This is a genomic window from Paracoccus aurantiacus, from assembly GCF_007993065.1.
In the GTDB taxonomy this organism is placed as follows: Bacteria; Pseudomonadota; Alphaproteobacteria; order Rhodobacterales; family Rhodobacteraceae; genus Paracoccus; species Paracoccus aurantiacus.
Genome location: NZ_VOPL01000004.1, coordinates 284,629 through 304,664, shown reverse-complemented (window position 1 = coordinate 304,664; position 20,036 = coordinate 284,629). Strand labels below are relative to the sequence as shown.

The window sequence follows — 20,036 nt, the reverse complement described above, 5'->3', positions numbered from 1 at the left end:
GGCGATCAGCGTCCGTTCAGGATCGGAAGCGAATATTGACGCCCGCCTTTGACATATTGCAGGCCGCCCGTGCCGATCTGCGTGATCTGCCCGCCATTGATCTTGTCGCCCAGCCGGACCGTGACAATGCGGCCATTGCGCAGCCGCACCAGCCCACGGCTGGCCTTTCCCGCGCCGACCGTGCCGATCAGCTGCGTGGCGTTCAGATCTATGCCTTTTGCGGTCGCGGCACCCGACGCCTGCGCACTTGACGGCGCCGATCGTGCCGAGGCGACCTCCGGTTCGTTATCGACCTCTGGCGGGCGATAGCGCTGGTTCTTGCGGGCAGCTGCGGCGGCTTCTGCCTCTGCCTGCGCACGGGCGCGGGCCTCTGCCGCCGCTTTCGCCTGCGCTGCGGCGCGCGCATCCGCCGAGGCGCGGTTGCGGGCGCGCTGTTCGGCCTGACGCTGCAATTCATCATCAAGCCGGCGCCGTTCTGCCAGCGCCGCCGCCTCTGCCTCTGCGTTCGAGGGCGCATTGCTGGACGGCTCCGGCGCGAGCGTGCCTTCCTGTGAAGGCGCCGCAGACGCAGTCGAGGCCGCGCCGGCGCCGCCGCCGGCTGGCGGCGTGCCCCGGCGCATCGGACGCGAGGAACTGGACAGCGCCGTCAGCGCGACCTGTCCCGGCACCGCTGCAGAGGAGTCGACCGCCGATTTGATCGCTTCTTCCACCGCAGCCTCGGTGGCACCCGAAAGCCCCGCAGTGCTGGCCGATGCGCTGCCGGAAAGCCCAGCGGGCCTGCGCTGCGGCCGCCCGGACCGGCCAAGCCCCGTATCTGCCGATGCAACCGCCTGCGGCGATGCTGCGGCCGGCGCGGTCGAGGCGCGTGCCGCCGGTCGATCCGTTGCCATCGCCTCGGCCACGGCATCGTCAACCGCATCGGTGCGCGTCGGTTTGCGCGTGGGCCGCGCCTGCGCGTATCGCACCGGAGAAACCTCGGCCACCTGCGCGATCCGGCTTGGGTCAAGTGGGTTGTTGAGGACGCGCAGCGCATCGGCACGGCCGGTCTGGGAAAAGAAACTGGCCATATGACGAGGCGCCGGCTGCAATTGCAGCGCGGCGCCCTGATTGGATGAGCTGCTGCCCGGCTTCGGCGGTGGCCGGGTTCCCGTCGGCTCTGGCTGCGCGCGCTGATCGTAGGGCTGCGGGCTGCGCGGAACGGTCGGCCTCGGGTCGGACGATGCGGCCGCAGGTGCCGAACGCGAGGGCGCGTTCTGCGGCCGCGCAGAGCTTCGCAGCGTCGAGCTTGCCGGCGCGCCGGGACTGCGCGTGGCAGAGGCAGCGGCTGGCGCGGATTGCGTCTCGGGGCGAGAGGCAGGTCGCACAGCGCGCGTTGGCTGCGACGCGGCACTGTCGTCACGCTGGACAGACGCCTGCGCAGGGGCCGCAGGGGCGCTGCTTTGGGACGCCGATTGGCTGCTGCCGCGCGTCAGGTTCGCCGGTCGCGACTTTGGCCTTGCGGCAGAAGTTGTTGCACGGGCCGGTTCGCGCGTTGTCGTCGCCGCAGACGGCGCAGGCACAGCCGCTTGGGCGGGCGGTTCCGCCGGTGCCGGGGCGGCTGGCGCTGCTGGCTCCGACGCCGCCGTTTCCTGGCGAGAGAACTCGGCCGCGCTTCCGGGACGCATCAGGCTGGCGGCAGAGGTGACGGCCGCGAGTGGCGGCATCTGCGGCGCTTCAGCGGCAGGTGCCGGCGGTGTCGCGCTTTCCTCGGCCGACCGAACAGGCTCAGGCGCCTGCACGGAAGACGCCGCTGTGTCGGTCTGCGCAGGCGCGGTGGCCACGGTCGCATCGGGCGCTGCTTCAGTTGCCGCAGGTGGGGCAGCGGCGACAGCCGGCGAAGGTTCTTGTGAAACGGTTGCCGATGCCGGTTCCTGCGCTGCGGGTGCGCTTTGCAGCGCCGGTTCTGCCGGTGCTGTCGCGGTAACCTGTGGTTCGGCGGCAGGATCGGGGTCGCGGATCATGACCGCCGCGATGCCGAGCGCCAGAACCAGAAGGCCGACCATCGGCAACGCACCCGACCAGCCCGCCCGTCCGCCAGAGCCCTGCTGCTGTCGGATCGGAGCGGTCGGCGCAGGGCGAAGCTTGCGCGCCGCCTCGGCACGTTCGTGGAAGGTGCGCGCGCGATCCGGCAGAGCCTTCGCAGCCGGCGCGTCATGGGCATCGTCCGCCCCCGGCGCGCGGGCTGGGTCGCCCGCCAGCGCGGTTTCCGCCGACGCGGCTGCGACGTCGTCAGCCAACACGATCGAGGCAGAATTGACCGAGATGCCGGCTTGCGCCGCCGGTGCCGGTTTGGCGGGTGCATCATCGGAAGCCGGAACAATATGCGGCGTGATTCGTGACATTGGCGGGTTCGCGACTACCCGCGTTGCAGCCGTGACCTCGGCGGGCGCAGCCGTCACCGGCTCGGCCACAGCAGGCGCAGCCTCTACCGCAGCAGATACAGCCGCCGCTGGATCGACCCGATCAGCCGGCTTTTCTGCCGGCGCGGCTTCCCCGGTCGTCTCGCTTTGCGGTGCGTCGTCACCCGCCTGCACCGTCGCGGCGGGCGACAGATCAGGCGTCAGCGCGGCAGCGCGGCTCCATTCAGCGGCGAGTTCCGTGGTGCCGAAGTCGGGTGCATGCGGAAATTGCGTTCCGTCTGGTGCGGCGACAAAGCGGTCGGGCGCAAAGCCATGACGTACGGCAAAATCCTCTGCCTCCTGCAGGGTCTGCCGAGAGACGGCGGCGATCTTGACCACAGCACCCGGCGCGGCATCGGCAGGCGCGTAATCAAACGCAAGCTGATCCACCTTGTAAGGGGTCAGACCGTCAAGCCCCGCACGCAACGCAGTCAGCGTGTCGGCAGCCGCCGGAAGGACCAGGTCCGTATAAAGTATCTGGTCCTCGGGGATCACCAGCGCCAGCCCCGGCGCGTTCGCCGCCCTGAGCCGTTGCAGGAAGCCGGCCAGACCGCCGCGCAGGTCGTGGTCGAAAGGCGCTTTGCCAAGTTCTGCCCAGCCGTCCTGACTGCGTCGCAAAAGCTGGACGCCATCCGGCTGAAAGCCGAGTGCAAAATTCATGTCGGGGACCATCGTCCCTCGTTTCGTCTGCTCGTTCATATGCTCTGCCTTGTCCGGCCGGCGTTGTTTTTTCCTGAATAACCCGAACCGCGTCGCATGGGAAGAACGCGCGCGGTTGTGAATGAACAAAACCTGCCCCGATGCGTTCTGCGGATGCAGACAACAGTGGAGATAACGGAATGTCGGACCGCAAATTTCAACCTATGCGTGCAACTTTGGCCGCAACGGTTTTCAGCACCCTTCTCGCAGGCACGGCGCTTGCCGCACCGGGCCCGCATGGCGGTTGCGGACATCCCGGCATGTTGACCATCACGGGCCACGGTGAATCGCGGGTCGAACCCGATCAGGTCATGATCTCGCTTGGCGTCACGACCGAGGCAAAGACCGCGGCAGAAGCGATGTCGTCTAACTCCACCCGTCAGGAAGCGGTGCTGGAGACACTGGAGGGTGCCGGGGTCGATGCGTCTGACATCCAGACCTCAGGCCTGACCCTGAACCCGATGATGAACTATCCCGAAGACGGGACTGCACCCACGATCAACGGCTATATGGCGCAGAATCTGCTGACGGTTCGCGTGACCGAGATCGACCGCACCGGCGAAGTTCTTGACAGCATCGTCAATGCTGGTGCCAATGAAATGCAGGGCATACGCTTCATCCGCGAAGATTCGCAGGCGACAGAGGATGATGCGCTGAACCAGGCTGTATCCGACGCAGCCCATCGCGCGACCGTCATGGCCCAGGCAGCGGGCCTGGAGCTCGGTCCGATCATCCGCATGGGAGAGCCTAAGAGCGATATGGTCGGGCCTGAGCCAGTCATGTTGCGGGCGATGGACGCCGCGGGCGGACAGGCGAAAAGCATTCCCGTCGAGGGCGGCGAGGTTGCGTTTACCGCCGATGTCGAAGTGACCTATGCGCTGCAAGGCGGCGAAGCCTGCGCGATGCCTGAACATGAAACGCAGGGCGGTGGCGCCCAGGGAACCGCGCCAGAATCGACCGATTCAACGATGCCTTCGGCCGACCCCTCCGCGCCAGAGGCAGATGCGGCGGGTGCGGCGGATGAGGCGATGCCCGGTGAACCCACAACAGAAATTGGCGACGACGCTGCCCCCGCCAACTAAGCCAGAGCCGAACCGTGTAAGACCCGGCCGGGACCGCTCCCGGCCGGGCTTCGTGTCTCAGCCGCTTGCGGCGGACAGCGCCTGATCCAGATCTGCGATCAGGTCACCCGCATCCTCGATCCCGATGGACAGGCGCACCACGTCCGGCCCTGCCCCCGCCGCGATCTTCTGTTCATCCGTCAACTGGCTGTGCGTCGTCGATGCCGAATGGATCACCAGCGAGCGCGCATCGCCAAGGTTCGCGACATGGCTGAACAGCTTCAGACTATCGACAAGCTTCACCGCCGCGTCATAGCCACCCTTGATCGCGAAGGTGAACAGCGCCCCTGCCCCTTTCGGATAGACCTTTTCCTGCACCGCCTTCCAGGGCGACGACGCAAGCCCGCCATAGCTGACCGAGGCCACGCGCGGATCATTTTCCAGCCATTCCGCGACCTTCTGGGCGTTTTCGACATGCTTCGGCATCCGCAGGCCAAGGGTTTCAATGCCCATCAGGGTGTAATGCGCGCCCTGCGGGTTCATCGTCATGCCCAGATCGCGCAACCCGATGGCGATGCCGTGGAAGGTGAAGGCCATGGGGCCAAGCGCCTCGTGGAATTTCAGGCCGTGATAGGCGGGTTCGGGTTCGGACAGGGACGGGAACTTGCCGCTGGCCGACCAGTCGAACTTGCCGCTATCGACGACCGCACCGCCGGTCACGGTGCCATTGCCGGTCATGTATTTGGTCAGGCTGTGGACCACCAGCGTCGCCCCCATTTCGATCGGGCGGCACAGATAGGGCGTGGCCAGCGTGTTATCCACGATCAACGGCAGTCCGGACTCGTCCGCGATTTTCGCAATCGCCGGAATGTCCGTCAGATACCCGCCGGGGTTCGAGATCGACTCGCAGAAGATCGCCCGCGTGTCGTCGTCAACAGCCGCGCGCACCGCCTCGGTATCGTCCAGATCCACGAATTTCGCCGACCAGCCAAAACGCTTGATGGTCTGGCTGAACTGCGCGACCGTGCCGCCGTAAAGCCGGGTCGAGGCGATGATGTTCTTGCCCGGTCCCATCAGCGGGAACAGCGCCATGATCTGCGCCGCATGTCCCGACGAACAGCACACCGCGCCCGCCCCGCCTTCCAGATCGGCGATGCGGTTCTGCAGTGCGCCGATGGTCGGATTGGTCAGGCGCGAATAGATATAGCCGACCTCCTGCAGCGCGAACAGCTTGGCGGCGTGGTCGGCATCGCGGAAGACATAGGCCGTCGTCTGATAGATCGGCACCTGCCGCGCGCCGGTCGCAGGGTCGGGCTCTGCCCCGGCATGAATGGCGCGCGTGTCGAAGCCCAGTTCTTCGGTCATCTTCTTTCCCCCTTGTTTCGCCAGCACCTTAGGGGGTCGCCGGGCCGTCACGCAATGATGAACTGGCAGGCCGGACCTGCGGCTGCTAGTCTTTTGCAAAGAAAGGACGAATTGCCAGTGAGCGAGTCCACACCCACAATCGCTGCCGTGCTTCTTGGTGCCGGACGTTCTGCCCGCTTCGGGACAGACAAACTGGCGGCGGGTCTGGGCGGCGGCACGGTGATAGGCCGATCCGCCCTGTCGCTGCGCGCTGCGACAAGCGGACCCCGCCTTGCCGTCCTGCGCCGCCCGGAACAGTCGCTGTTGTTGCCTGACGGTTTTCAGATCGCGTTATGCGAAGGTCAGCAAAGCGACAGCCTGCGCATGGCTGCGGACTGGGCCGCAAGGACGGGGGCGGATGGGCTGCTGATCGCGCTTGCCGATATGCCCTTCGTGCCGCCTGATCTGCACCGCGCCGTTATCTCGCGGCTTGCCGCGCTGCCCGCCTGCGCGAGCAATGGCCATACCGCCATGCCGCCTGCGATCTTTCCGGCAAGCTGGTTCCCGCGCCTGCGCGCCCTTGGCGGCGATCGCGGCGCGGGCGCATTGCTGGGGAACCTGCCCGCATCGCAGCAGATCGCCGCGGCCCCGGAACAACTGCGCGATATCGACACCCCGGCCGATCTGCCCTGACTGGATTGCCACAGCCGCTTTTTCCCGCCAGCGCTGCCGCTGCGCCTTCTTTCCAAGCCTGCACGGCCCCGTTAAGACATCCGTGCCGACAACGGAGTGCCGACATGTCCGACCTGCCCCCGATCCAGCCGCAACCCGGCATCATGGAGATCGCTCTCTATCAAGGGGGTGCCGCCAAGATCGCCGGGCATGACAGCGTGCTGAAGCTGTCTTCGAACGAAAACCCCTATGGCCCGTCCGAAAAGGCGCGCGAGGCCGTCGCCCGCGCCGCCCATCAGATGCACCGCTACCCCAACACCGACCATGCCAGCCTGCGCCAGGCGATCGCCGAGGTCCACGGCCTTGACCCCGACCGCATCATATGCGGCGTCGGGTCGGATGAGGTGCTGCAATTCGCCACCCAAAGCTTTGCCGGGCCGGGGGATGAAATCATCATGACGGAACATGGCTTTTCCATGTATCCGATCCTGACCCACGCGGCGGGTGCGACACCGGTTGTCGTGCCTGAAACCGAACGCCGGGTGAATGTAGATGCCATTCTTGACGCGGTATCGGACAAGACCCGGTTGGTCTTTCTGACCAATCCCGGCAACCCGACCAGCACCATGCTGACCGAGGACGAGGTCCGCCGCCTTGCCACGGGCCTGCCCGGCCATGTGCTACTGGTCCATGACGGTGCCTATACCGAGTTTGCAGACGACGATTTCCGGCTGGATTTCGCGCTGGCGGATGACTTCGCGAACGTGCTGTCAACGCGCACCTTTTCCAAGATCTACGGGCTTGGCGGGCTGCGGATCGGCTGGGGCTATGCGCGGCGCCCGCTGATCGACGTGATGAACCGCGTGCGCCAGCCGTTCAATCTGTCCGTCATCCAGCTTGCCGCGGCCGAAGCCGCCATGCGCGACCGCGCTCATGTCGAACGCTGTCGCACAGAAAACGTGAAATGGCGCGACTGGCTGCGCAATGCGCTGCTGGATCTGGGGCTTGGTTGCGACGAAAGCCATGCCAATTTCGTGCTTGCCCGCTTTGCTGACGAGGCCACGGCAAGCGCCTGCAACGAAGCGTTGCTTGCGGAAGGCATTATCGTGCGCAAGGTCGCAGGTTACGGTCTGCCGAACTGCCTGCGCATCACCATCGGGGACGAGCCGTCTTGCCGCCGCGTCGCCCATGTCATTGGCCGTTTCATGGCCGAAAGGGGCAAAGCATGAGCGTGATCTACAACAAAGTCGCTCTGATCGGGCTGGGTCTGATCGCCGGGTCCATCTCGCTCGCCGCGCGACAGGCAGGCGCGGCCAGCCGCATCAGCGGCACCTCTCGCAGTGCCAAGACACGCTCTGCCGCCCGCGACCTGAAACTGGTCGATGAGGTGGTGGATAACGCAGCTGCCGCCGTGCGCAATGCCGATCTGGTCGTGCTATGCGTGCCGGTCGGCGCGATGGGCAAGGTGATGGCCGAGATCAAGCCGCATCTGAAACCGGGCGCCGTCGTCACCGATGTCGGTTCGGTCAAGCAGGAGGTGATCGAGCAGGTGTCGCCGCATCTGCCCGACAATGTCCATTTCATTCCCGGACACCCGCTGGCCGGGACAGAACATTCCGGCCCCTATTCCGGCTTTGCAGAGCTGTTTGAAAATCGCTGGTGGCTGCTGACGCCCCTGCCTGACACCGACCCCGACGAGCTGTCGCGCCTGCGCCGCTTCATCCGCGCGCTTGGTGCCAATGTCGAGGATATGGAGCCCGCGCACCATGATCTGGTTCTGGCCGTCACCAGCCACACGCCGCACCTGATCGCCTACACGATGGTGGGCGTTGCCGATCACCTGAAGCGGGTGACGGAATCCGAGGTCATCAAGTATTCCGCCGCCGGTTTCCGCGACTTTACACGCATCGCCGCGTCGGACCCGACCATGTGGCGCGATGTCTTTCTGACGAACAAGGACGCGGTGCTGGATATCCTTGGCCGTTTCACTGAGGAACTGTTCATGCTGCAACGCGCGATCCGCATGGGCGATGGCGAGCAGCTGCACGACTATTTCACCCGCACCCGCGCCATTCGCCGCGGCATTATCGAGGCAGGGCAGGATACTGCCGCGCCCGATTTCGGGCGCGGTGCAAAACCGACAGGCAAGCCTGCGAACGACGGGGTTTAAATCAACCCGGCCTTCTGGAAGTCGTCCAGAAGGTCGCGTTCGGGGCGCGCGCCGACATGGCTGATGACCTCGGCCGCAGCCATGACGCCCATGCGGCCGGCCGTTTCCAGATCACAACCGGATGCGAGGCCGAAGATCAGTCCGGCGGCAAACTGGTCGCCAGCGCCCGTGGCGTCGACCGGCGTGACGCGGTGAACCGGCACCTCAACCCGCTGATGTCCGCGGATCAGCACCGCCGGATCGCCGGAACGTGTGCAGATCACCGTGCGGCAATCGTCGGCGGCAATGCGCAGCGCCTCGTCGATATTCGTCTGGTAAAGCGATTCCCATTCGTGAACATTGCCGATGACATAGTCGAGTGTCTCGGACACCAGCTTGCGGAAGTCAGCGCGGTGACGATCGACACAGAAAGGGTCCGACAGCGCGATTCCCGCCTGACCGCCCGCCTTGTGGCAGGCATCCGCAGCCGCCAGGAAGGCCGATTTTCCGGCCGGCTTGTCAAACAGATAACCTTCCAGGAACAGCCATTTGCTGCCGTCAAAGACCGCATCGTCCACATCGTCAGGCCCGAGATTGGCCGAGATGCCCAGATAGGTATTCATCGAGCGCTCGCCATCCGGCGTCACGAAGATGATGGACCGCGAGGTCGGCAGATTGCCGCCCGGCACCGGGGCGTTCACGAAGCTCGTTCCTTCGGCCTCGGTATCGCGGGCATAGGCCTGCCCCAACTCGTCATCGGCGACCCGGCCGATAAAGGCGGTGTTCAGACCCATCCGGCCGATCCCCGCCAGCGTATTCGCGACCGATCCACCCGGCACCAGCCGTGCCTTGCCCCGCCGTGCCTGCTGGGCCAGCAGGTATTCGGACCGCTCGCGGTCGACAAGCTGCATGATACCTTTCTCGACGTCCAGCGATTGCAGGTCGTCATCCTCGATGGATGCGATGACGTCGATAATGGCATTTCCAATGCCGATGACATGGAATGCGGTCATTCGGTCTTCTCCTCGTAAGGGCAGAGATCGTTGATGGGGCAGATCGCGCAGCGCGGACGGCGCGCCTGACAGACATAGCGCCCGTGCAGGATCAGCCAGTGATGCGCGTTCTGCTGGAATTCGGCGGGCACGTTATCCTCGATGGCGCGCTCGACCTCATCCACATCGCGACCGGGCGCAATGCGGGTGCGGTTGCCGACGCGGAAGATATGGGTATCGACGGCCTGCGCGGGCTGGTGAAAGACGCAGTTCAGCACCACATTCGCCGTCTTGCGCCCCACACCCGGCAGCGACATCAGCGCCGCCCGGCTGGAAGGAACCTGCCCGTCATAGTCATCGACCAGAATGCGCGACAGTTTCATCACATTCTTCGCCTTCTGGCGAAACAGGCCGATGGTCTTGATATGCTCGGTCAGCCCGTCTTCGCCGAGATCAAGCATCTGCTGAGGTGTGCTGACCTTTTCGAAAAGTTCGCGGGTCGCGCGGTTCACACCGGCATCTGTCGCCTGCGCCGACAAGGCGACGGCGACCAGAAGCTGAAAGGCGTTGCCATGCTCCAGCTCTGTCACCGGGGCAGGATCGGCATCGCGCAGCCGCGAAAAGATCGCGACCTGATCGGCATAGGGCAAGGGCTGCGGTAAACGTGCCATGCACGCCTCTTGCCCGCCACGCCCGGTCAGTTCAAGCCAAGATCGCCCGCAATCGTGCGACGGCTCGTGCCGAGTTGATTAAGATGTGACCCGATTTCAGCCAATTAACGGCCATCTTCCTAGGCATCCGCAGGAACCTGTGAAATGATGCCCGCGTTTTAAGCCCGATGTGCCGCTGCGGCACCAAGGATTCAACAGACGGAAAGGCAAACGAATGAATATGCGTGTTTCGCTTCTTCTCGGTGCGGCCGGCGTGATGGCGCTTGGCGCCTGCGCGACCAACCCCGACGGCACCACGGGCACGACGCTCAGCAAGACGCAGCAGGGCGCCCTGATCGGCGCCGTTGCCGGCGGTGCGCTGGCTGCTGGCCGTGACAAGGACAAGAACAATCAGGGCAAGGACTTCGTGAAAGGCGCGGTTCTGGGCGCAGCGGCTGGCGCCGTTGTCGGGAACGTGCTGGAAGCGCAGGAAAAGCAGCTTCGTCAGGTCATGACCTCGCCGGGCGTGCAGATCATCAACCGCGGCGATCACCTGCAGGTCATCATGCCGTCGGGTCTGCTGTTCGCGTCCGACAGTTCGGCGGTTTCGGGTCAGGCGCAGAACGACCTTTACGGTCTGGCGCAAAGCCTCAACCAGTATCCGAACAGCCGTGTCGAAATCTATGGCCACACCGATTCGACCGCGTCCGAGGCGTATAACATGGACCTGTCGCAGCGTCGCGCGCAGTCGGTCGGCGGTATCCTGACCGCAGCCGGCGTCTCGCCCGCGCGTCTTGTCATGGTCGGCCGCGGCGAAAGCCAGCCGATCGCGTCGAACAATACCGATGCTGGCAAGGCACAGAACCGCCGCGTCGAAATCCTGATCCGCCCGACCAACTGATCGTTGTCGGATCGTCTCTGAAAGGGCCGGGCGTTGCGCCCGGCCCTTTTGCGTAACCGTGTCGGTTCGCCACATCAGCGCCAAGTCGCGGCATCGTCACGCATGCGAAAGGCCCGGCTGCCAATGACAGCCGGGCCCCATCTCCCTGTCCCTCGGGATGTCTCAGTGCAGGCGTTGCGCCACTTCGTCGATGGCTGCATCAAGCGCCGCCGCGCGATCCCCGGCAACACCCTGCTGACGCAGGATTTCACCGGCCGCGGCAACGGCGGTCTGCACCGCACTGTCGCGGACCGCGCGCACTGCGTCGCTTTCCGCCGACGCGATCTGATCCTCGGCCGCCTTCAGGCGACGCTCGATCGAATGCTCAAGGTCGGCTTTCGCCTTCTCGGCCTGTGCCAATGCTTCGCGCTTGGCATTGGCGACGATCTCGTCGGCCTGACCCTGCACTTCGCGCTGACGACGCTCGTAAGAGCTGTAGATCTCCTGCGCTTCTTCACGAAGGCGCTTCGCCTCCTCCAGATCGGCGCGGATGCCCTCCGCGCGTTTGTCGAGCAGCTTGCCGACAATCTGCGGAACCTTGAAGTAGACAAGGATGCCGATGAACACCAGAAACGCGATGGTGACGACGAAATCCGTGTTGCGCAGCGTGAAGAACGGACCCGTGGCGGCAAGCGCAGGGCTGGCCGTCAGCGACAGCAGAAAAGCGAGTTTCTTCATCACGCAGCCCCCTTCAGACGCGCATCAACCGCCGCGTCGATTGCGCCCTGATCGGCATTTCCGCCAAAGGCGCGGACAAGTTCGGCGGTGACGTCGCGGGCGACGCTGCGCGCGTCAGCGGTCGCGCTGTCACGTATCGCGCCGATCCGCTTTTCGGATTCCGACGTGCGCGCGGCGATTTCCGCATCGGCCTTCGCGATGGCGTTATCCAGATCCTTCTGGATATCGGCCTTCTGTGCCGCGACGATCTTATGAGCCTCGGCCCGCGCATCCGACAGCGCCTTGTCATAGGCGGCCTCGGCGTCCTTGGCTTTCTTCTTGTATTCCTCGGCCTGCATCAGATCGCCGGTAATGGCGCCCTGACGATCCGAAATCACCGCGTCGATCCGCGGCAAAGCAACCTTCGACAGCACCCAGTACAGCACTGCGAGCGTAACCAGCAGCCAGAAGATCTGGTTGCCGAAAGTCGTAATGTCGAGCTGGGGCATACCGACCGCCTGACCGGCGGCCTCTGCGTGGCCCGCAGCCTCGACCGCGTGTCCGGTCGCTGCTGGCGCATGCGCCGCCGCGTCCGCGCCGTGACCGGCGGCAGCCGCCGCAGCCTCTGCGTTCGCCGGGGCAGCGTGGGTATCGGTTTCGGCAGCCGTGGGGGCTGCTGCTTGCAACAGGCTGAACATGTCTTACCTCTGGCCGTTCAAGTTACAATCGGATGGGGGCGCCGCCCCCATCCAACCGCAAGGATGGCAGGGATCAGACTGCGAACAGCAGCAGCAGCGCAACCAGGAACGAGAAGATGCCCAGAGCTTCGGCGAAGGCCATGCCGATGAACAGCGTGGCGGTCTGCGAAGCGGCAGCCGACGGGTTGCGCAGCGCGCCCGAAAGATAGTTGCCGGCAACATTGCCCACACCGATGGCGGCGCCCGCCATACCGATGCAAGCGAGACCCGCGCCGAGATACTGACCCATAAGTTCCATTTTTCTTGCTCCTTGAGGCTATGGGATGGTTTGGTTTGTGGTGATTGACCTGTTGCCGCCCGTCAGTGCGACGGATGCAGCGCATCTTTCAGATAGACGCAGGTCAAAATGGTGAAGACATAGGCCTGGATGATCGCAACCAGCATTTCCAGCCCGTAAACCCCGACAATGCCCAGCACCGAAAGCGGTGTCACCACGATCCCGATGATCGGGCTGATGAGAAGCATTGCGCCGAAGGCCGCGAAAACCTTGATGACGGCGTGGCCGGCCATGACGTTGCCGGCAAGTCGGATCGAGTGGCTGACCGGGCGCACGAAATACGAGATCAGTTCGATCAGCGCCAGCACCGGACGCAGCGCAAGCGGTGCCGAGCTGACCCAGAACAGGCCGAGAAAATGCGCGCCGTTCTTGACGAAGCCAAGAATGGTGACGCCCAGAAACACCATCAGCGCCAGCACGCCGGTCACGGCAATCTGCGAGGTGGTCGAGAAGCTTTTGGGCAGCAGGCCGAGATAGTTCGAAAACACGATGAAGCAGAACAGCGTCATCACGAAGGGGAAATATTTCAGCCCTTCCTTGCCGCAGATATCCTCCAGCATCTTGTAGACCATGCCATAGGTCATCTCGGCGATGGACTGGACGCGGTTCGGGATAATTGCGCGCCCGCGCGTGCCGAAGACGAACAGCGCGATGATGGCAAGCGCGGTCAGGCCCAGCCACAGCGTCGCGTTCGTCGGCTCGTACCAGCGAATGCAGCCTTCGGTGATGTTCTGCGACGGCACGCAGGTGCCCGGCTCGATATGCCGGAACAGCGGCTTGACCACGAACTGGTCCATCGGGTGGAAGGCAAGGCCGGTTTCAGCTTCCGTCGCCACGTGTATCATCCCTCGTCTTCGGCAGGTCGCCCTGCATGTTCGCCGCAGCCCTGCGCTGCATTTCCTGGGCGGTTCCCAGCATCACCTTGATGCCGGCCGCCAGCCCCACAAGCAGGAACAGGACCAGAAAGATCGGCATGGTGCCGAATAACCAGTCCAGCCCGTAACCGATCCCGAACCCGATCCCGAGTCCCGATACCAGTTCGATCACCATGCGCCACGCGGTATCCGCATGACCAAAGGCAATCGACGCCTGAGAAGGCCCTTTCGGGGCATTCGCTTTTGCCAGCCTCTCTTCCAGCTGCCGCAGCCGTTCAGGATCAGGCGCGTCACGGTCGAGATCGGGCAAGCTTCACACCCCTGTTATCTTGGGGGCGGTGATAGGGGTCAGGCGGGTCCGAGTCAAGCAGAACGGAATTCGTCTTAACCCTTTGATTTTACTTATACGAACACACCGTTCTGACGAGGGCCGACTGGTTGCACCCGGTCGCGCCCTGCCCCATAATTCAACCGACAAGTTAAGCGTTAAGGCGTAAAATCCCCGATGTCCGATCACGACATGCATCTCGATCAGATCTTTTCCGCCCTCGCCGACCCGACAAGGCGGCGGATACTGGCGATGCTTCTGGAAGACGACATGGCCGTCAGCGATGTGGCCGCACCTTTCGATGTCAGCCTTGCCGCGGTCTCAAAACATCTGGTCGTCCTCGCCTCTGCCGGGATGATCCAGCAGGAGAAGCGCGGCCGCATCACCTGGTGCCGCCTGAACCCCGAGGGCTTGCGAAAGGCGTCCATCTGGATGCAGGGTTTCGGCCAGTTCGATCCGGTGGATCTGGACGATTTTGAAAAGTATCTCGCGCAGATGCTGGACGATGATGACGCGTCCAGCCGCGCGCTTTGATGAGGATGCAATGATATTGCGAACGCTGACGACCCTTTCCCTTTGCCTGTTCGCAGCCACCGCGAATGCGCAATCGGGCCCCATACCTGCTGACTGTCAGCCGGGTCCGCATCTGCGCTTCCCCGTGCCTGCAGCATTGATGCACGAGGCGCATACGCTGGCTTCGCTGCTCTCGCCCGCAAAAGCCCCTGACCCCGACAGCAATAACCCGGCACAGGCAATACGAGAGGTGTATCGCGACCAGCAGAACCTGGCACTGATGAAGTTGCAGCTTATGCCGCCCGAACAGCGCGATATCGTGCTTCTGTCTGCGCTCTACGATTACACCATGCCGCCAAACCCCTGGCCTGTTACCATGTTGGCGACTGAGGTGGACGATCGCTTTCTGGAACAATTCCTCGACAGCCTGAACAGGCGCGACCTGTCCGATCACTCCGGGACAATATTGGTCGCGCTCGTTGCATTTTCAGCTGACGCTGAAGGCAGCTCCAACGGGCCCGCGACCGTGGCCGAGCGGAAGCGCTATCTTGCCGGCGAACTCGCGACGAAGCCATCGCCCGGCTTCCTGAAGGCGATGGACGAATTCAATTATCGTCTCAGCACCGCGGCACCCATGCTGATGGTGAAGGCCGGCGAAATCGTTGCGGCAAATCCTGACCTTGCGAAGCAACGCGAGACCGTGGCGGGAACCGTGGAATCCGGCATCTATGCAGGATGGGCGCTGACTGAAATCATCCGCTGCGCCGGTGACTGGCAGGCGCGCGCCGATCAGGCGAACCCTTTCGCGGACATGCCGCCGAACCTGCGCGATCTTGCCCTGATACAGGTTTACAAATCCGAGGCTGCGAAAGGCGGCATCGCCCAATATATCCGCAGTCGCGCGGGTGCGATGGCCCCAGAACTGTATCAGGCGATGCAGCGCTGGAATCTGGTCGAACCGGCGGCGCAGCTGACGGCCGCGATGCAACTGCTAGGCCAGCCCTACCCCACGGACCAGACCGCGCGGATAGCGGCATGGGACGGATCGAACGGCGCCGCCGATCCTGTTTTCAACGAGGACATGCACCCGCTTGATCTGGAACCGCGATGGGATCGCGATTTTGCACAGCAGATTCAGGAACGGCTGAACCCGCAGCCTTGATGACGCCGCGTTGATATCTCAAGCTGGGTGGCCCTGCCGGTGAACAAAGCCGCGCCGCAGCACGTTCGGCTGCGACGCGGCGTTCAGGATAGCGACCGTCGTTATCAGACGATGCGATCAACCAGCATATGCTTGATTTCCGCGATGGCTTTCGCCGGGTTCAGCCCCTTCGGGCAGGTATTCGTGCAGTTCATGATCGTGTGGCAGCGATACAGCTTGAACGGATCTTCCAGATCGTCCAGCCGTTCCGGCGTCGCCTCGTCGCGGCTGTCGATGATCCAGCGATAGGCCGCCAGCAGCGTCGCCGGGCCAAGATATTTGTCGCCATTCCACCAATAGCTGGGGCACGATGTCGAACAGGATGCGCACATGATGCATTCGTAAAGCCCGTCCAGCTTCTTGCGGTCTTCGATCGACTGCTTCCATTCCTTTCCCGGCTCGGGCGAGTGGGTAATCAGGTAAGGCTTGATGCTGGCATGCTGCGCATAGAAATGCGTCAGGTCCGGGATCAGATCCTTGACCACCGCCATATGCGGCAGCGGATAGATGTTCACGTCGCCGTCGATCTCGTCCATGCCATAGATACAGGCAAGGTGGTTGCCGCCGTCGATATTCATCGCGCAGGACCCGCAGATGCCTTCACGGCAGGACCGCCGGAAGGACAGGGTCGGGTCGATTTCCGATTTGATCTTGATCAGCGCGTCCAGAACCATCGGCCCGCAACGGTCCATATCGACAAAATAGGTGTCCAGCCGCGGGTTTTCACCCGTATCCGGGTCCCAGCGATAAATCTTGAACTTGCGCAGATTGGTCGCGCCCTCCGGCTTGGGCCAGGTCTTGCCAACCCGTATCTTGCTGTTCTTGGGCAGGGAGAATTCGACCATTGTCAGGCTCCTTTCTTCTGGGTCTCGCGGACCTGGAAGGCGTCATATGACCGGTCGGGGGACCGGGGGCAGTTTATCTTTGCGCCGTTTGGCATATGCCGGGACGTGCGGCCCATCTTGGCATCAGCGGGGACGATAGCTGTCCCAGCCGGGTTGGCTGTACAGGGGCTGCGACGGCGGCTGACCCGAGCGGCGCTGAACGCATTGCGCGTAAACCTGCGCCGGGTCGCGGCCCATCACGTAATCGGACGTCACCGACAGCTCGACGCTGCCATAGGCGCGCCCGCCGCTGCCAACGCCTACCCCGACCGTGCCGCGCGGCGCGACCGCGTGATAGGCGTCATCCATGCAGATGCGTTCGGCCTGTTCGACCGGGATCGGCCCGCAGGCGGCAAGCGCCACCGGGCCGATCAACAGCGATGTGATCGCCGCAACGCGCATCAGGCGGTCGCCGCGACCTTGGCGATGCATTGCGTGGTGTCGGGCCGCTGCACGATCACCGCAACCGAGGACGCCGCCGAGGTGGAATCGTTCACGCCGCGCGCCGCAATATCCGACAGCTCAGCCATCGAGGCATTGTTGACCACGCAATCGCTGTAGGGCGCGACGTTGCGGCCCGGCAGGCGCTTGGCCATCTCGCGGTTGACGACCTCGCGCGCGACGGCGCGGGTCGAACTGTCCAGCGTGCTTGCCGGGGGCGGTGCCACGGCCGGCGGATTGACGACCGGTGCCGGTGCCGGGGTGGTGACGGGGGCCACGCAGCCGGCCAAAGCCAGCGACACGGCACCAAGCGAGAGGATCAGACGCATCAGTAAACCCTTTTCTTCGGTGCTATTTTGTTCAGATCAATACCACCTTCGTTTTCTTTCGTCAGCGGTTCAAGATGGACCGGGCGATATGCCAGCGTCACATTGTTGCCATCTACCCACGCAAGGCTGTGCTTGCGCCAGTCGGCGTCGTTGCGGTCGGGGTAATCCTCATGGGCGTGGGCACCCCGCGATTCCTTGCGCGCTTCGGCCGCGACGATGGTGGCCATGGCGTTCGGCATGAGGTTCGTCAGCTCCAGCGTTTCCATCAGGTCGGTATTCCAGATCAGACCATGATCGGTGACGTGAAGATCGTTCAGCTTGGCTGCGATATCCTTCATCTTTTCAACGCCTTCCGCCAGGGTCTTGTCAGTCCGGAAGACAGCCGCATCGGCCTGCATGGTGCGCTGCATCTCGCCCCGAAGCTGGGCCGTGGGCGTGCCGCCATCGGCATAGCGGATGCTGTCGAAACGCTCCAGAATCTTGTCGACGGCGGCCACATTGGTTGCCGGAACCGGGGCTGCGCGGTCAACGACCTCGCCCGCCTTGATCGCCGCCGCGCGCCCGAACACCACGAGGTCGATAAGCGAATTCGAGCCGAGGCGGTTCGCCCCGTGAACCGAGGCGCAACCTGCCTCACCCACGGCCATAAGGCCGGGGAAGACGTGATCGGGTTCGGCTTCGGTCGGGTCAAGAACTTCGCCCCAGTAATTCGTCGGGATGCCGCCCATGTTGTAATGCACGGTCGGCAATACCGGGATCGGTTCGCGGGTCACATCGACGCCCGCAAAGATCTTCGCCGATTCACTGATGCCGGGCAGACGCTCCGCCAGCGTTTCGGGCGGCAGGTGCATCAGGTTCAGGAAGATATGGTCCTTTTCCTCGCCCACGCCGCGGCCTTCACGGATCTCCATGGTCATGCAGCGGCTGACAACGTCGCGGGACGCAAGATCTTTGTAGGTCGGGGCATAGCGTTCCATGAACCGCTCGCCTTCCGAATTGGTCAGATAACCGCCCTCGCCCCGCGCGCCTTCGGTAATCAGGCAGCCGGACCCATAGATGCCGGTCGGGTGGAACTGCACGAATTCCATGTCCTGCAGCGGAAGACCCGCGCGCGCGACCATCCCGCCACCATCGCCGGTGCAGGTATGGGCGCTGGTGGCGCTGAAATAGGCGCGGCCATAACCGCCCGTGGCCAGCACGACCATCTTGGCGTTGAAGACATGCATGGTGCCGTCATCCAGCTTCCAGCAGACGACGCCGGTGCATTTGCCATCGGTGATGATCAGGTCGAGCGCGAAATATTCGATGAAAAATTCCGCGTTGTTCTTCAGGCTTTGGCCGTAAAGCGTGTGCAGAATCGCGTGGCCTGTCCGGTCGGCGGCGGCGCAGGTGCGCTGCACCGGCGGGCCTTCGCCGAATTCGGTCGTGTGGCCGCCGAAGGGGCGCTGATAGATCTTGCCCTCTTCGGTGCGGGAAAACGGCACGCCGTAATGTTCCAGTTCGTAAACCGCCTTGGGTGCCTCGCGGGCGAGGTATTCCATCGCATCCGTATCGCCCAGCCAGTCGGACCCCTTGACCGTGTCATACATATGCCACTGCCAGTTATCCGGGCCCATATTCGACAGGCTGGCGGCGATGCCTCCCTGCGCCGCCACGGTGTGCGAGCGCGTCGGGAAAACCTTGGTCACGCAGGCCGTGCGCAGGCCCTGTTCGGCCATGCCAAGCGTCGCGCGCAGTCCCGCCCCGCCGGCGCCGACCACGACCACGTCATAGTCATGCACCTGATAGGGGTATTTCTGGGCGATCGTTTCGTCCATCTGTTTTTCGTCATTGGTGTCGGACATGGGAACCTCAGATGGCCTGTGCGAAGGCAAGCTGGATGCGTGCCAGCGCGAAAAGCGTGAAGGCGATAACCGCCCAGCCGAAGATGCTGAAGCCGATGATCGCGACCTTGCGCGCGGTGTGTTCAAGATAGTCGTCGATCATGATGCGGCTGCCCTTGATGAAGTGCATCATCCCGAGCGTCATGAAAATGGCGACGACAATCGCCGGATAGGGGCGGGTGAAATACAGCAGAATATCTGCGCGCTCGGGCAATTGCAGCGCGGTGCCCATGACCATCAGGAAGGACGGGGTCAGCAGCGCCAGCGCGGCAGAGCTGACGGTCATCCACCAGTGATGTTCGGTCCCGGTATGGGACGCGCCCAGTCCGACGGCGGCCTTGCGGGGGGTGACGTAACGCATGGCTTCCCCTTAAATCCAATAGATGATGAGGCTGAGCAGGGTCAGAATGACCGATCCCGCGATGATCGCGATGCTGGTCATTCGCGCGGTTTCGATCTCCAGCCCTTCACCGGCGTCATAGAAGAAGTGACGGATACCGGCCAGGAAGTGATACCAAAGCGCCCAGCACGACCCCAGAAGGACCAGGAAGCCGAACCAGCTTCGCGTCAGCCAGTCCGCCCAGTCCCACAGACCGCCGCCCGCCGCTGCACCCAGCAGCCAGAAGGCCAGCAGCAGCAGCCCCGCCACCATGGCCTGACCCGCAGCGCGGTTCACGATCGAGGTGATGGCGGCCAGCGGAAGCTGGTAAACCTGCAAATGCGGTGAAAGCGGCCGGTTGCCCCGGTTCACATCAGCCATGTTATCCCCCTTCGGTCTTCATGCGGGCCCACGGCGACAGCTGGCGCGCGGGCTGGCTGGATTTTGCAAGATGTCATACGGCCTTTTTCGCGCCTGTCACCCGCACTTGTCCAGACCAATGCCGAATCCGGCGGATTTCCGCGTTTTGTGATCACGCAATTCGGGCGTGTGATCATGTGTCGCCC

The 20,036-nt window shown here is 63.8% G+C and carries 22 protein-coding genes; 7 read left to right on the top strand and 15 right to left on the bottom strand.

Annotation, left to right across the window (positions count from 1 at the left end; genetic code table 11):
- Positions 1–5: 5 nt before the first annotated feature.
- A complete protein-coding gene (locus FQV27_RS12075) occupies positions 6–3,137 on the bottom strand; it encodes a hypothetical protein (RefSeq protein ID WP_147098798.1) in 3,132 nt (1,043 codons plus the stop codon).
- A 260-nt stretch (positions 3,138–3,397) separates the two neighbouring features.
- Here FQV27_RS12075 and FQV27_RS12070 point away from each other — a divergent pair, with 260 nt between their 5' ends.
- Positions 3,398–4,219, top strand: coding sequence for an SIMPL domain-containing protein (locus tag FQV27_RS12070; RefSeq protein ID WP_186827295.1), 822 nt, complete (start codon positions 3,398–3,400; stop codon positions 4,217–4,219).
- Between the two features lie 57 nt (positions 4,220–4,276).
- On the opposite strand, the gene FQV27_RS12065 is transcribed toward FQV27_RS12070, so the two are convergent.
- Positions 4,277–5,563, bottom strand: coding sequence for an O-acetylhomoserine aminocarboxypropyltransferase/cysteine synthase family protein (locus tag FQV27_RS12065; RefSeq protein WP_147098795.1), 1,287 nt, complete (start codon positions 5,561–5,563; stop codon positions 4,277–4,279).
- 117 nt (positions 5,564–5,680) lie between these two features.
- On the opposite strand from FQV27_RS12065, the gene FQV27_RS12060 reads away from it, so the two are divergent.
- From FQV27_RS12060 to FQV27_RS12050, 3 genes are all read left to right on the top strand, one after another.
- Positions 5,681–6,235, top strand: a complete 555-nt coding sequence (locus FQV27_RS12060) for a nucleotidyltransferase family protein (RefSeq protein ID WP_186827294.1) — start codon at positions 5,681–5,683, stop codon at positions 6,233–6,235.
- 104 nt (positions 6,236–6,339) lie between these two features.
- The gene (gene hisC, locus FQV27_RS12055; protein ID WP_147098791.1) at positions 6,340–7,443 is read left to right on the top strand and encodes a histidinol-phosphate transaminase; all 1,104 of its coding nucleotides are present in this window, start codon (positions 6,340–6,342) and stop codon (positions 7,441–7,443) included.
- The gene (locus tag FQV27_RS12050) at positions 7,440–8,384 is read left to right on the top strand and encodes a prephenate/arogenate dehydrogenase family protein (protein ID WP_147098789.1); all 945 of its coding nucleotides are present in this window, start codon (positions 7,440–7,442) and stop codon (positions 8,382–8,384) included. The genes hisC and FQV27_RS12050 overlap by 4 nt, the downstream gene beginning before the upstream one ends.
- On the opposite strand, the gene FQV27_RS12045 is transcribed toward FQV27_RS12050, so the two are convergent.
- Positions 8,381–9,376: an adenosine kinase gene (locus FQV27_RS12045; RefSeq protein WP_147098786.1), complete on the bottom strand. Its 996-nt coding sequence runs from the start codon at positions 9,374–9,376 to the stop codon at positions 8,381–8,383. The two genes, FQV27_RS12050 and FQV27_RS12045, sit on opposite strands and share 4 nt — an antisense overlap.
- Positions 9,373–10,026 carry an endonuclease III gene (gene nth / locus FQV27_RS12040; RefSeq protein ID WP_147098784.1) on the bottom strand — a complete coding sequence of 218 codons (654 nt, stop codon included), beginning with the start codon at positions 10,024–10,026 and terminating at the stop codon, positions 9,373–9,375. Before nth ends, FQV27_RS12045 begins: the two co-directional genes overlap by 4 nt.
- A gap of 214 nt (positions 10,027–10,240) precedes the next feature.
- Here nth and FQV27_RS12035 point away from each other — a divergent pair, with 214 nt between their 5' ends.
- Entirely contained in the window at positions 10,241–10,906 is a 666-nt protein-coding gene (locus tag FQV27_RS12035; RefSeq protein WP_147098782.1) for a YiaD family glycine zipper/OmpA-like lipoprotein, read from the top strand.
- A 162-nt stretch (positions 10,907–11,068) separates the two neighbouring features.
- On the opposite strand, the gene FQV27_RS12030 is transcribed toward FQV27_RS12035, so the two are convergent.
- The 5 genes from FQV27_RS12030 to FQV27_RS12010 form a co-directional block, all read right to left on the bottom strand.
- Positions 11,069–11,623 (bottom strand): F0F1 ATP synthase subunit B, encoded by a 555-nt coding sequence (locus FQV27_RS12030; protein WP_147098780.1) that lies wholly within the window; start codon positions 11,621–11,623, stop codon positions 11,069–11,071.
- On the bottom strand, positions 11,623–12,300 hold the full coding sequence (locus FQV27_RS12025; protein WP_147098778.1) for a F0F1 ATP synthase subunit B': 678 nt from the start codon (positions 12,298–12,300) through the stop codon (positions 11,623–11,625). Before FQV27_RS12025 ends, FQV27_RS12030 begins: the two co-directional genes overlap by 1 nt.
- Positions 12,301–12,373: 73 nt before the next feature.
- Entirely contained in the window at positions 12,374–12,598 is a 225-nt protein-coding gene (locus tag FQV27_RS12020; protein ID WP_147098776.1) for a F0F1 ATP synthase subunit C, read from the bottom strand.
- A gap of 62 nt (positions 12,599–12,660) precedes the next feature.
- The gene (locus tag FQV27_RS12015) at positions 12,661–13,482 is read right to left on the bottom strand and encodes a F0F1 ATP synthase subunit A (protein ID WP_147098773.1); all 822 of its coding nucleotides are present in this window, start codon (positions 13,480–13,482) and stop codon (positions 12,661–12,663) included.
- The gene (locus tag FQV27_RS12010; protein WP_147098771.1) at positions 13,457–13,822 is read right to left on the bottom strand and encodes an AtpZ/AtpI family protein; all 366 of its coding nucleotides are present in this window, start codon (positions 13,820–13,822) and stop codon (positions 13,457–13,459) included. Before FQV27_RS12010 ends, FQV27_RS12015 begins: the two co-directional genes overlap by 26 nt.
- A gap of 195 nt (positions 13,823–14,017) precedes the next feature.
- On the opposite strand from FQV27_RS12010, the gene FQV27_RS12005 reads away from it, so the two are divergent.
- Both FQV27_RS12005 and FQV27_RS12000 read left to right on the top strand, forming a co-directional pair.
- On the top strand, positions 14,018–14,374 hold the full coding sequence (locus FQV27_RS12005) for an ArsR/SmtB family transcription factor (RefSeq protein WP_147098769.1): 357 nt from the start codon (positions 14,018–14,020) through the stop codon (positions 14,372–14,374).
- 10 nt (positions 14,375–14,384) lie between these two features.
- On the top strand, positions 14,385–15,515 hold the full coding sequence (locus FQV27_RS12000; RefSeq protein ID WP_186827293.1) for a DMP19 family protein: 1,131 nt from the start codon (positions 14,385–14,387) through the stop codon (positions 15,513–15,515).
- 104 nt (positions 15,516–15,619) lie between these two features.
- Here the strand turns inward: FQV27_RS12000 and FQV27_RS11995 are convergent, their stop codons facing one another.
- The 6 genes from FQV27_RS11995 to sdhC all read right to left on the bottom strand — a co-directional run bounded on the left by FQV27_RS11995 (position 15,620) and on the right by sdhC (position 19,851).
- Positions 15,620–16,399 (bottom strand): succinate dehydrogenase iron-sulfur subunit, encoded by a 780-nt coding sequence (locus FQV27_RS11995; RefSeq protein ID WP_147098765.1) that lies wholly within the window; start codon positions 16,397–16,399, stop codon positions 15,620–15,622.
- Between the two features lie 123 nt (positions 16,400–16,522).
- Positions 16,523–16,840 (bottom strand): hypothetical protein, encoded by a 318-nt coding sequence (locus tag FQV27_RS11990; protein WP_147098763.1) that lies wholly within the window; start codon positions 16,838–16,840, stop codon positions 16,523–16,525.
- Positions 16,840–17,208, bottom strand: a complete 369-nt coding sequence (locus FQV27_RS11985) for a hypothetical protein (RefSeq protein WP_147098760.1) — start codon at positions 17,206–17,208, stop codon at positions 16,840–16,842. The genes FQV27_RS11990 and FQV27_RS11985 overlap by 1 nt, the downstream gene beginning before the upstream one ends.
- On the bottom strand, positions 17,208–19,025 hold the full coding sequence (sdhA, locus tag FQV27_RS11980) for a succinate dehydrogenase flavoprotein subunit (protein WP_147099003.1): 1,818 nt from the start codon (positions 19,023–19,025) through the stop codon (positions 17,208–17,210). The genes FQV27_RS11985 and sdhA overlap by 1 nt, the downstream gene beginning before the upstream one ends.
- Before the next feature lie 34 nt (positions 19,026–19,059).
- Entirely contained in the window at positions 19,060–19,452 is a 393-nt protein-coding gene (locus FQV27_RS11975; protein WP_147098758.1) for a succinate dehydrogenase, hydrophobic membrane anchor protein, read from the bottom strand.
- Positions 19,453–19,461: 9 nt separating this feature from the next.
- A complete protein-coding gene (gene sdhC, locus FQV27_RS11970) occupies positions 19,462–19,851 on the bottom strand; it encodes a succinate dehydrogenase, cytochrome b556 subunit (protein WP_147098756.1) in 390 nt (129 codons plus the stop codon).
- Positions 19,852–20,036: the final 185 nt, after the last annotated feature.

Excerpts from the sequence above, each read along its gene's own strand:
- FQV27_RS12075 (WP_147098798.1), bottom strand. The coding sequence starts at position 3,137 with ATGAACGAGCAGACGAAACGAGGGACGATGGTCCCCGACATGAATTTT.
- FQV27_RS12070 (WP_186827295.1), top strand. The coding sequence starts at position 3,398 with ATGTTGACCATCACGGGCCACGGTGAATCGCGGGTCGAACCCGATCAG.
- FQV27_RS12065 (WP_147098795.1), bottom strand. The coding sequence starts at position 5,563 with ATGACCGAAGAACTGGGCTTCGACACGCGCGCCATTCATGCCGGGGCA.
- hisC (WP_147098791.1), top strand. The coding sequence starts at position 6,340 with ATGTCCGACCTGCCCCCGATCCAGCCGCAACCCGGCATCATGGAGATC.
- FQV27_RS12050 (WP_147098789.1), top strand. The coding sequence starts at position 7,440 with ATGAGCGTGATCTACAACAAAGTCGCTCTGATCGGGCTGGGTCTGATC.
- FQV27_RS12045 (WP_147098786.1), bottom strand. The coding sequence starts at position 9,376 with ATGACCGCATTCCATGTCATCGGCATTGGAAATGCCATTATCGACGTC.
- nth (WP_147098784.1), bottom strand. The coding sequence starts at position 10,026 with ATGGCACGTTTACCGCAGCCCTTGCCCTATGCCGATCAGGTCGCGATC.
- FQV27_RS12035 (WP_147098782.1), top strand. The coding sequence starts at position 10,241 with ATGAATATGCGTGTTTCGCTTCTTCTCGGTGCGGCCGGCGTGATGGCG.
- FQV27_RS12030 (WP_147098780.1), bottom strand. The coding sequence starts at position 11,623 with ATGAAGAAACTCGCTTTTCTGCTGTCGCTGACGGCCAGCCCTGCGCTT.
- FQV27_RS12025 (WP_147098778.1), bottom strand. The coding sequence starts at position 12,300 with ATGTTCAGCCTGTTGCAAGCAGCAGCCCCCACGGCTGCCGAAACCGAT.
- FQV27_RS12020 (WP_147098776.1), bottom strand. The coding sequence starts at position 12,598 with ATGGAACTTATGGGTCAGTATCTCGGCGCGGGTCTCGCTTGCATCGGT.
- FQV27_RS12015 (WP_147098773.1), bottom strand. The coding sequence starts at position 13,482 with ATGATACACGTGGCGACGGAAGCTGAAACCGGCCTTGCCTTCCACCCG.
- FQV27_RS12005 (WP_147098769.1), top strand. The coding sequence starts at position 14,018 with ATGTCCGATCACGACATGCATCTCGATCAGATCTTTTCCGCCCTCGCC.
- FQV27_RS12000 (WP_186827293.1), top strand. The coding sequence starts at position 14,385 with ATGATATTGCGAACGCTGACGACCCTTTCCCTTTGCCTGTTCGCAGCC.
- FQV27_RS11995 (WP_147098765.1), bottom strand. The coding sequence starts at position 16,399 with ATGGTCGAATTCTCCCTGCCCAAGAACAGCAAGATACGGGTTGGCAAG.
- FQV27_RS11990 (WP_147098763.1), bottom strand. The coding sequence starts at position 16,840 with ATGCGCGTTGCGGCGATCACATCGCTGTTGATCGGCCCGGTGGCGCTT.
- FQV27_RS11985 (WP_147098760.1), bottom strand. The coding sequence starts at position 17,208 with ATGCGTCTGATCCTCTCGCTTGGTGCCGTGTCGCTGGCTTTGGCCGGC.
- sdhA (WP_147099003.1), bottom strand. The coding sequence starts at position 19,025 with ATGGACGAAACGATCGCCCAGAAATACCCCTATCAGGTGCATGACTAT.
- FQV27_RS11975 (WP_147098758.1), bottom strand. The coding sequence starts at position 19,452 with ATGCGTTACGTCACCCCCCGCAAGGCCGCCGTCGGACTGGGCGCGTCC.
- sdhC (WP_147098756.1), bottom strand. The coding sequence starts at position 19,851 with ATGGCTGATGTGAACCGGGGCAACCGGCCGCTTTCACCGCATTTGCAG.